The organism is Pedobacter sp. N36a, assembly GCF_014472395.1.
Lineage (GTDB): Bacteria > Bacteroidota > Bacteroidia > Sphingobacteriales > Sphingobacteriaceae > Pedobacter.
The window spans coordinates 1-9,441 of sequence record NZ_JACSZW010000024.1; the positions used below are offsets into that span (position 1 = coordinate 1).

General features: G+C 36.2%; 8 protein-coding genes. 3 read left to right on the plus strand and 5 right to left on the minus strand.

The genetic code is table 11. From position 1 onward, the window contains the following. Positions 1-154: 154 nt before the first annotated feature. From H9X96_RS22130 to H9X96_RS22145, 4 genes are read right to left on the minus strand one after another with little or no spacing between them, the layout of a single operon-like run. Positions 155-1,495: a TolC family protein gene (locus tag H9X96_RS22130; protein ID WP_187668382.1), complete on the minus strand. Its 1,341-nt coding sequence runs from the start codon at positions 1,493-1,495 to the stop codon at positions 155-157. A gap of 48 nt (positions 1,496-1,543) precedes the next feature. Continuing rightward, the gene (locus tag H9X96_RS22135) at positions 1,544-2,653 is read right to left on the minus strand and encodes an ABC transporter permease (protein ID WP_222943967.1); all 1,110 of its coding nucleotides are present in this window, start codon (positions 2,651-2,653) and stop codon (positions 1,544-1,546) included. Between the two features lie 29 nt (positions 2,654-2,682). Then, positions 2,683-3,657 carry an HlyD family secretion protein gene (locus H9X96_RS22140; protein ID WP_187668384.1) on the minus strand — a complete coding sequence of 325 codons (975 nt, stop codon included), beginning with the start codon at positions 3,655-3,657 and terminating at the stop codon, positions 2,683-2,685. Then, positions 3,644-4,351: an ABC transporter ATP-binding protein gene (locus H9X96_RS22145; RefSeq protein ID WP_187668385.1), complete on the minus strand. Its 708-nt coding sequence runs from the start codon at positions 4,349-4,351 to the stop codon at positions 3,644-3,646. Before H9X96_RS22145 ends, H9X96_RS22140 begins: the two co-directional genes overlap by 14 nt. 275 nt (positions 4,352-4,626) lie before the next feature. Between H9X96_RS22145 and H9X96_RS22150 the strand changes: the two genes are divergently transcribed. Continuing rightward, positions 4,627-5,460: a universal stress protein gene (locus H9X96_RS22150; protein ID WP_187668386.1), complete on the plus strand. Its 834-nt coding sequence runs from the start codon at positions 4,627-4,629 to the stop codon at positions 5,458-5,460. 186 nt (positions 5,461-5,646) lie between these two features. Then, positions 5,647-8,160 carry a cation-translocating P-type ATPase gene (locus tag H9X96_RS22155; RefSeq protein WP_187668387.1) on the plus strand — a complete coding sequence of 838 codons (2,514 nt, stop codon included), beginning with the start codon at positions 5,647-5,649 and terminating at the stop codon, positions 8,158-8,160. A gap of 66 nt (positions 8,161-8,226) precedes the next feature. Here H9X96_RS22155 and H9X96_RS22160 read toward each other — a convergent pair whose 3' ends face one another. Beyond that, positions 8,227-8,676: a heme-binding domain-containing protein gene (locus H9X96_RS22160; RefSeq protein ID WP_187668388.1), complete on the minus strand. Its 450-nt coding sequence runs from the start codon at positions 8,674-8,676 to the stop codon at positions 8,227-8,229. Positions 8,677-8,888: 212 nt separating this feature from the next. Here H9X96_RS22160 and H9X96_RS22165 point away from each other — a divergent pair, with 212 nt between their 5' ends. Further along, a complete protein-coding gene (locus H9X96_RS22165; protein ID WP_187668389.1) occupies positions 8,889-9,275 on the plus strand; it encodes a hypothetical protein in 387 nt (128 codons plus the stop codon). Positions 9,276-9,441: the final 166 nt, after the last annotated feature.

Genomic DNA, 9,441 nt, shown 5'->3' on the forward strand with positions numbered 1-9,441 from the left:
GAACCACCTAAGCTGGAACCCAATACCAGCATACAAGGGATTCTTTTTTGAATAATCCTTAAAATGCGATTATTTCAATCCATCCTAAGCCTTTTTACAAAAACATTAAACGTTTAGGACACTATTGTACCGATGTGATTATTATCAGTGCTGTTTAATATTTATTTATTTTTTCTGCTGTTAGTCTAGCTAAAATGTAATTGTAGGCAATAGTTAGGTAGTTGTTTTTTTCTTTCTGATAATTGTAGGTTATTTCCTGTAGTTCAGTAATCAGGATTCTGCCACTTGTAAATTGTTGTTCTGAAAGGCGTAGATTTTTTTCAGCGAGCTTAAAGTTTTCCTGAACTCTTAAGTATTTTTTTTCAAGTACAGCAGCTGTTATCATTGCAGATAAGTATTCCAGCTTGTTTTTGTTTCGTTCATCCTGATAACGAAGCAGATTAGACTGTTTCTGAAGCTGAAGTTGCTTTATTTTTTTTTGCCTATCTATGCCTTCTGTGATAGGGAGTTTAAGTCCTAGATTAACAAAACTGTTGCCGTTCCAGTTGGACGATTTTAAGATGTCGAAATTATTATCAAAAAAATTAGCTCCGTAATAAGCCTTAAGCGCTATCGTTGGTAGATAGCCATTGCCTGTGCTAGCTATTTGAGTATTTAAAAGCGTCTCATTTTGATTTAATTGATTTAGAGCAATGCTGGTTCCATTTTCTGTCTGTGTTTTAATTTGATAGTTTTTGAATAAGGTTTCTAAATTGTCCAAAAATTCTATGTCGAGGTGGTCTTCTGCTGGGAAGCCCATGGTATATAACAGTTTGGCTTTGCTGTTTGTATAGATTTTTTTCGCTTCGTCAAAATTGTTTAAAGTATTGTTGCGGTCCGCTTTTAATTGGTTTAGGGTGATTAATACCAGTCTACCTTCATCAAATTGTTGCTGACTAATTTTTAAAAGCTCGCTTTTAGTTAGCGTGTCCAAAGCTGCTAATCTTAATTGTTCAACTGCTATCAAACTTGCTAAATATGCATTTGCTACTTCGAAAGAAATCAGGTTAGCTTCATTTTCGTTTTGTAATTTCGTAATTTCTTCTTTTATCAGTGCTTCCTTTACACCCAGTTTTTTCTGGGGATTAAAAAGATCAATGTTTACATTTAATCCTGTATTTGAAGTCCATCTTGTGGTAAATTTCAAAGGTATTAAAACACCATCTGGGGCATTTGGATTAAAAGCGTTAGCTGGTACAGGGGTAACAGGAATAATGAGGTTATTTTGTAAGTTGGCATCGGCATAAACCTGTGGGATTCTTTTGAGTTTGGCCTCGGCAGTCATTTCTTTATTAATTTTAGCATCTAAAGCTCCAGCAGCAATTTGTGGATTCTTTTCCACAGCCAGTGCTCTTGCTTGTTCTAATGATAGGCTTAGTTTTAAAATATGGTGCTGGGCAATGGATAGTGTAGGCAGCAATGTAAAGCCGACTATCATCACAATTCTATTTTTCATCTTTTTGTAATACGCGCTATTTTTTGTCATGAGTTTGAACATTTGGTATTAGAAAATTGATGCTGGTTCAAGTCGGCTGATTTTTACCACTGCAAACAGGGAGCCTCCTACTGACATGAATAAAGTAACGCCCAATAAAATCATAATCAATGGCCAATCTAAATTGATCAGCAGCCCGGCACTGGCAACTCCATTCTTAAATAATACGAGCAATAATAAAGCAATGATAAAGCCAATTAATGCAAATAGCATTGCCTGTGTAAGGATCAGTCTGGATACAAAACCATTTGATGCGCCAATAGCTTTTAATGTCCCATAGTCTACCAATCGATCTAATGCAGAAGAATAGAGGGTAAGTCCTATAATGAAAAAACCGCTAATCATAGCGAAGATAACCAGAGATCCGAAACTCACCCCAATGTTTGACGTAATCAAAATTTCAGACAAAGTAGAATTTTTTAGGTCATCTACTTTCCAGGCTTTTACACCATAAAATGTTTGATTAATGCGATTTACTAAATTCTCTATATTTACACCCTTTTTAACCTTTACAACCACAATGCTTAACTTGTCATTAGGGAAGTTTCCATAAAATCTGGCATTACTGATATTTGTATACATATAATATCCACCGAATCCTTGCGCATTTTTGGTCATTACTTTTATAATGGCCGCTTTGTTGTTAATTTCGAAGGTTTTGTTTAACTCCAAGTTAACGCCTAAATTTTTTGAATTGAAGAATTCGGCTGAAATAGCATCGCTTTGATATAATTCATCCAGACTTCCAGTTAAAATTTTTGAAGGATTTGGTCCGGCGATGAACAAAGGTCCTTCACTGCCAATTAGGTTTACCGGGGATGTCTTACTCCCTTCAAATGTTGCAGTAGCATTTGCGATGACAACTCCATAGCTATCCTCTACTCCATTTATGCTTTTAACTTCTTGTGCAATTCTGGAATCAATTCTGCTTAAAGCATTTACATTACCTGTGATATTGTCAATAATCCAAATGTCGCTGCCTGATGAGTTTGAATTTACAATCAGACCGCTCATCAAGCCAGTTAAAAAACGTAAAGTACCGAGTTGTTGACCAATTAAAAATATGCTGATCACTATCCCTACGATAATTCCAATGCTTTTTGGTTTATCATATCTCATGAACTTTAAAGCTGTACCAATCATCGGGCTTATTGAATTTTTATTTTACATTCTACTTTTGAATTGATCAGCAACTTTTTAGGTGATATAAAGTTTGCTTTAAACCTTCTAACTCTTCGATCAGTTGTTTCTCCCGTTTTTTCATAGAAAAGCGACTTGTTATCTAGTATAGGGGAGATGTATATGATTTTCCCTTTAGCAATCGTGGTTTTGGTGCCTAAATAATTTATTTCAACCTCTTGTCCAATTTTTACACGGTCTGCAAACATTTCATCTATTTCCCCATGTAGCACAAGATCATCATCAGTTGCCATTGTTGCAAAAGGAGTGAATGCGGTTATTGCAGTTCCTATCTTTGCATTCAGGCTGACTAAAATGCCATTTTCTTTTGCATTTATGATGCTATTGTTCGCATCCAGTTCAGATTGTCTGAGTTTAATCTTTAATGTTTTGAGCTCACTTAAACTAGCCTGTAATTGGGATATTTCAGACTGTAAATTTGCGAGTATAACTTCTTTCTCTTTTTGTTTAATGGCCAGATTCTGCCGAGTGTCAGCTCCGGTTTCTGCCAGTTTTCGTGTGATGCTCAGGTCTTGTTCTTTTTCCCTCAATGTAGCTTCATACTGATGGATATCGTATTTGTTGGCCTCAATATTTGATTGTTGTGTAATGATCTGCTGCTTGGCTAAATTGACTTCAATTAATTGATTTTTTCTATCCAATTTAAAAATTGGTTCTCCTTTTTTAACCTCATCGCCTTCTTTCTTATAGGTTTCGACTACAACGCCTGAAACTTCTGCTGACAGTTCTATTAATCCATTTGTAGGTTCAACTCTGGCTATAGCAGATACCATACTGATGTGCTCTGGTCTGCTAAGTGAATCTATTTTTGCCCTTTCTTTTGTTGCTGCTTCCTTTTTTTCTCCTCCACAAGATGAAAACACTAAAAACACCAACATGGTAAATAAAGGAACATTTCTTTGCATTTTTTTATTTATAATCATCTTCATTTTTTAAGTGATCCGATACAATGCCCTCTTCTACATATACAATTCGGTCTGCAAATGGCCGTAGGCGAAGGTCATGGGTTACTACAACGATAGCTTTGCCATTCTGTGCCAGGGATTTCAGTTCTTTCATGACAACATTGGCACTTTTTGCATCTAATGAAGCCGTTGGCTCATCACAAAGAATGATCTCCGTATTTGCGACCAAAGCTCTTGCAATGGCAACCCGCTGTTTTTGCCCACCGCTTAGTTTTTTAGGTAAGTTTTTTTGTCGGTCTTCCATGCTTACTTTTTGTAACGCCGAAATTGATTTAAGTTTAGCGGAGGCAGCGTCTTCCCCTCTTAATAAAAGTGGTTGCATTACATTTTCTAAGGTGTTTAATGGATTAATTAGATTGAAGTGCTGAAAAATAAAGCTAATGTTGTTTAGCCTAATGTTCGCTAGTTTTTTTTCTGAATAGTTGGTAATGTCATCTCCCTGAATGATAATTTTTCCTTCAGTGGGATAGATCACACAACCTATTAATGATAATAACGTTGTTTTTCCAGAACCTGATGGTCCCATTATTAGCGTGAGTTGACGATTACGAATATCCAATGATGTACTGTCCAAAGCTACAATGCTTGTATCTCCAGTATTATATATTTTTTTTACATTGATTAATGAAGCAACAATTCTATCCTCTGTCATTTTTAAGGTTGTCAGTTTTTAACAAAAGACTTAGTGGTTAAAATGAAATTTTTATGTTAATATAACTAAAATAGTTAGATCAGATGCATAAAAATGGTTGCAGAAAGATAATAAACCTACCATTCCGTTACCATACGTAAATGTTACTGGTTCTTCGGTATTGGAATATAATGGTTTATATCAACTATTACTATGATTTTGATCATCTATCATTCCGTATTGAATCTTTATATTTATAGTTCTCATGGTGAGTGTATTGTAAGTAAAATCAAAATATGGAAACCATAATTGTCACTACTGACCAGTCTGTAAATTCAAAATCTGCTATACGTTTTGCCATTAACATGGCTAGAACGAGAAAAGCAGAGTTAGTGATCTTGCACGTTTATCATGTATTGAGGCCTTTTATATGGTCTGAAAATGCTTATCAGGTTTACAAACAGTCTTTTGTAAATCAAACCAGGAAGGAAATAACAGTGTTTGTAAATAAAATCATCAAATCGATGAACTTGTTGGGCCTGAGCTTTGAGCTGATCATGATTGATGACGATGATGTTACTGAAGGAGTTTTAAGATTTACAGCCCAGCACCCTTGTGACTATATCTGTATAGCCAGCAGAGGAGCCGGGACCATAAAAAAAATATTTGGTACACACACCTCCAAACTGATTGCTCAGTCTAAAGTACCTGTAATTTGCATTCCTTCCACCTACCGCAATAGGCTTTGCAAGCGTGTGCTTTACCCTACTGATATGAGGGATTATGAACTTGAACTTTCCAAATTAATAACTTTCGTAAAGCCGTTCCATGCAGAATTGCGGATGATTCATATGGCTGCCAATAATGAACTTGTTGCAGATAAAGCGTCAGTTGAGTTGAGTATTGAAAAGAAATTGAACTATAAAGTTGAAGTAATCAATCGGGAATGGAATATTTTACATACTATACTCCAGGATGTTAGTACGGAAGTAAAGCGTTATAAGCCCTCATTAATTGCATTCTTTACCCATCAAAAAAGATCCTTTATAGAGAAATTAGTACTTCCTTCAAATGCTGAAGAATTTTTTTTTTACAGTAAAATACCCATCATTTCATTTAAAAAGAAATAACGGGTAATACGCTATTAAATATAGGATTATCTTTCCTGTAACCTACAATGGGAAGAATGGGCTTGTCTATCCTAATGCTTCCTTAATTTTCGCCACCAAAATAAGGCAACAGTTGTCGATTAAAGTGCTTTTTGAGTTTAACATGCCGCTAACATCATCGGATTAATTGGTTAAAAAACGATTTCAATGGAATTAGGAAATATAAAAGGTTTAAACACACAAGAGGTGATCGCTGCAAGGAAGTTGCATGGAAATAATTCATTTAATCATAAACACCAGAATGGTTTTTTGAATGCTTTAAAAGGAGTGCTGAAAGAACCAATGGTCATTTTGCTGCTTGTCGCATCCGCCATTTATTTCCTCAATGGAAAGGTTGCTGATGGGGTTTTTCTGGCTATTGCCATAGTTTTAATATCCGTAATTTCATTGTACCAGGATTCAAGAAGTCGAAATGCCTTAGCACAGCTCAAAAAATTAACAGAGCCAGATTGTAAAGTGATCAGAGATGGACAAGTTCAGGAGGTGAAAAGTGAAGATCTGGTGGTTGGGGATTGTCTGATGATTGAGGAGGGTACATTTATAGCAGCAGACGGGATAATTGAGCAGTCTAATGACTTTTCTGTCAATGAATCAATACTTACCGGTGAATCTATGCCTGTTTATAAGGACCATACCCAGGTAGATAATGGTGTGTACTCAGGGACCACTGTATCAGGTGGCCTGGCTATAGTCAGGGTCACTGCAATTGGAAATGAAACCAAACTGGGGAAAATAGGTAAAAGCCTTGAACAAATTAAGGAAGAAAAAACACCACTGGAAGTACAGATCAGCAATTTTGTAAAAAAAATGGTTCTTGCTGGTGCTGTTATTTTTGGGGTAGTTTGGGCAATAAACTTTTATAATTCAGGAAATGCAATTGATAGTTTGATGAAGGCATTAACCATTGCCATGAGTGTACTGCCGGAAGAAATTCCGGTGGCTTTTAGCACTTTTATGGCCCTTGGTGCCTGGAGATTAATGAAAATGGGGATTGTCGTAAAACAGATGAAAACAGTGGAAACACTGGGTAGTGCCACGGTGATCTGTACAGATAAAACCGGAACGATAACAGAGAATAAGATGACCCTTGTAGGGCTTTATGCAAGTCAGGGGAAAAGGATAATCAACCCTGAAGCTGAACTCAATTTAGAAGAAAAATTGCTGATTAGAACAGCGATGTGGGCGAGTGAACCGATTCCATTTGATCCTATGGAGGTCGCCTTACATGAGGCCTATGCAAAAACTTCAACTTTGGATGAAAGACCTCAATTTAAAATGAGGCATGAATATCCCTTAGGCGGAAAGCCTCCAATGATGACCCATATTTTTCAAAATGAGCTTGGGGATCGGCTGGTGGCTGCTAAAGGAGCCCCCGAAGCCTTATTAAATGTATCTGATTTAGAGGTTGACCAGAGGAAGGGTATTGAAGCAGCCATCAAAGCATTGGCAAATAACGGTTATCGCATTCTAGGAGTTGGAGAAGCCGCTTTTGCAGGTGATGATTTTCCAGAGCAACAACAGGATTTTAGCTTTAAATTTAAAGGTTTGGTTGCTTTTTATGATCCACCCAAGAAAAACATTCAGGCGGTTTTTGAAGCGTTTTATACTGCGGGTATAGATGTGAAGATTGTAACCGGTGATAATGCGGCTACAACCTGTGCAATTGCCCGTCAGGTAGGTTTTCGGGGCGCTGAAAATAGCATAAGTGGAAACGAACTGATGGCACTGACAGCTAGTGAATTAAAACAAAGGGTAATGGATACCTCTATTTTTACAAGAATGTTTCCTGAAGCTAAACTCAAGATCATAAATGCACTTAAGGAAAACAATGAAATTGTAGCGATGACAGGAGATGGGGTAAATGATGGTCCTGCACTTAAGGCGGCCCATATTGGGATCGCTATGGGGAAAAAAGGAACTGAAATTGCTAAACAGGCCGCATCACTTGTATTGGCCGATGATGACCTGGAAAAAATGGTTATTGCCGTTGGAATGGGCAGGCGAATTTACGCAAATCTCAAAAAAGCAATACAGTACATTATATCTATCCATATTCCTATTATTCTTACGGTGTTTGTTCCATTAGCGCTAGGTTGGATTTATCCAAATATATTTTCTCCTGTACATATTATTTTTTTGGAGCTCATCATGGGACCAACCTGTTCAATTATCTACGAAAATGAGCCGATGGAAAAAAACACAATGTTGCAAAAGCCCAGGCCCTTTACCAGTACTTTTTTTAACGCTAAAGAGTTGTTGACTAGCTTGATCCAGGGGATGATGATTGCAGTGGGCGCCTTATTTACCTATCAATATGCAGTTTACTTTGATTTGGGTGAAAACACAACAAGGACTATGGTTTTTACGGTGTTAATCGCTGCAAATATCTTTTTAACCTTAATCAATCGCTCATTTTATTACAGCATTATAGCTACATTAAAATATAAAAATAATTTAGTTCTTGGAATTATTATGGTAACAATCGCTATTTGTGGGTTGTTGATCTACAATAAGTTCTTGTCAAACTTCTTTGAATTCCATGCCCTTACTTTGACGCAACTAGGGTTAAGTACAGGTATTGGATTCCTTAGCGTAATCTGGTTCGAGCTTATTAAATGGTGGAAAAGGAAAAACTATGTTGTTTTTATCCCAAACAAATAACCAACAAGTGAAGTTGGCCATCAATAATGAAGGAGGCTGCGGAGGCAAATTTGTTTCATGATCAGATTAATTAATGGCTTTCTGAAATTCCTTTGCCCATGTGATCAGTGTGTCTTTATCCTGTGCTGAAAGTATAGCTGTTCTGTGTATCAAGGTGTAAGAATTTAATGGCGTTTTATCCTTTTCAATCATTTCAGCTACTTCATTCAGTTTTTTCTTTTTCTTTTTAACGTCATAACTATTGAATTCATCAAAGTTTAATTCTTCTTTACCATCATTGACATGGCTTTGCTGCCACCAGGAAAAGGGTTGGATATTACTATACCATGGGTAAACCGTGTTATTGGAATGGCAATCATAACAGCTTTTTCGAAGAAGTAACCCAATCTCTTTAGGAACAGTGTAATGTGCATCAATGGCGTCTGGACCAGGTATGGTCGAGATGTTTTTTTCTGGCCTGAAAAATTGTATGGCTACCATTAATAAGCCGATAGTTAAAAGTGTTTTTCTGAACATAGCTTGTGAATTGAAGATGTTTAACATTAAGATACTAAATAATCAGTTCACTGCTTGCACAGTATTCATTTAAAAAACTTCCGCTCAAATAAAACCACCTGTACTAAAATAATCTACTTTTTGTTTTTTCATTCCTCAACTACGTTTTTTTATTCTTATAATTTACTTTAGGTAAACTGTTTAAGATTTATTCTGGTTATCTTTAGGGCGCTGTGAAAAAGTTAACCGCCATATTATTTTTGATGATTTACCTGTTTTCAACTCCTGATGTATATCAGTTGTTAAAAATACCGGTTATTTTTGAGCATTATAGGGAGCATAAAGCCCTGGATCAGCAACTTTCATTTGTAGACTATGTTGCGAATCACTATCTCCATGGGAGTCCAACTGATTATGATCATTTTAGAGATATGCAATTACCCTTTAAAACTCCGGGTCATTTTACGGCATCGATTTCAGCAGCTTTTATTCCTGATTCAATAGAATTGTTTAGCAGTTATTCCTTAAAAATAGTATTTCCAAAAATTTATATTTCTAATGACATAGCGCTCAACTCAAATTACCTTTCCAGCATCTGGCAACCGCCAAAAATAAGTTAGCATTTTTTAAGTTTTTATTAATGATTTGTGTTTAATAACCAATAGCGTCCTAAACGCAAAAAAGGGAAAGAGGAAGTTTTAACACAAAGTTACCTTTGTGGTGCACAAAAACAATCCCCTTTCTCGATGATAAACATAACATTATTTTCACAAATTATATCAAAAT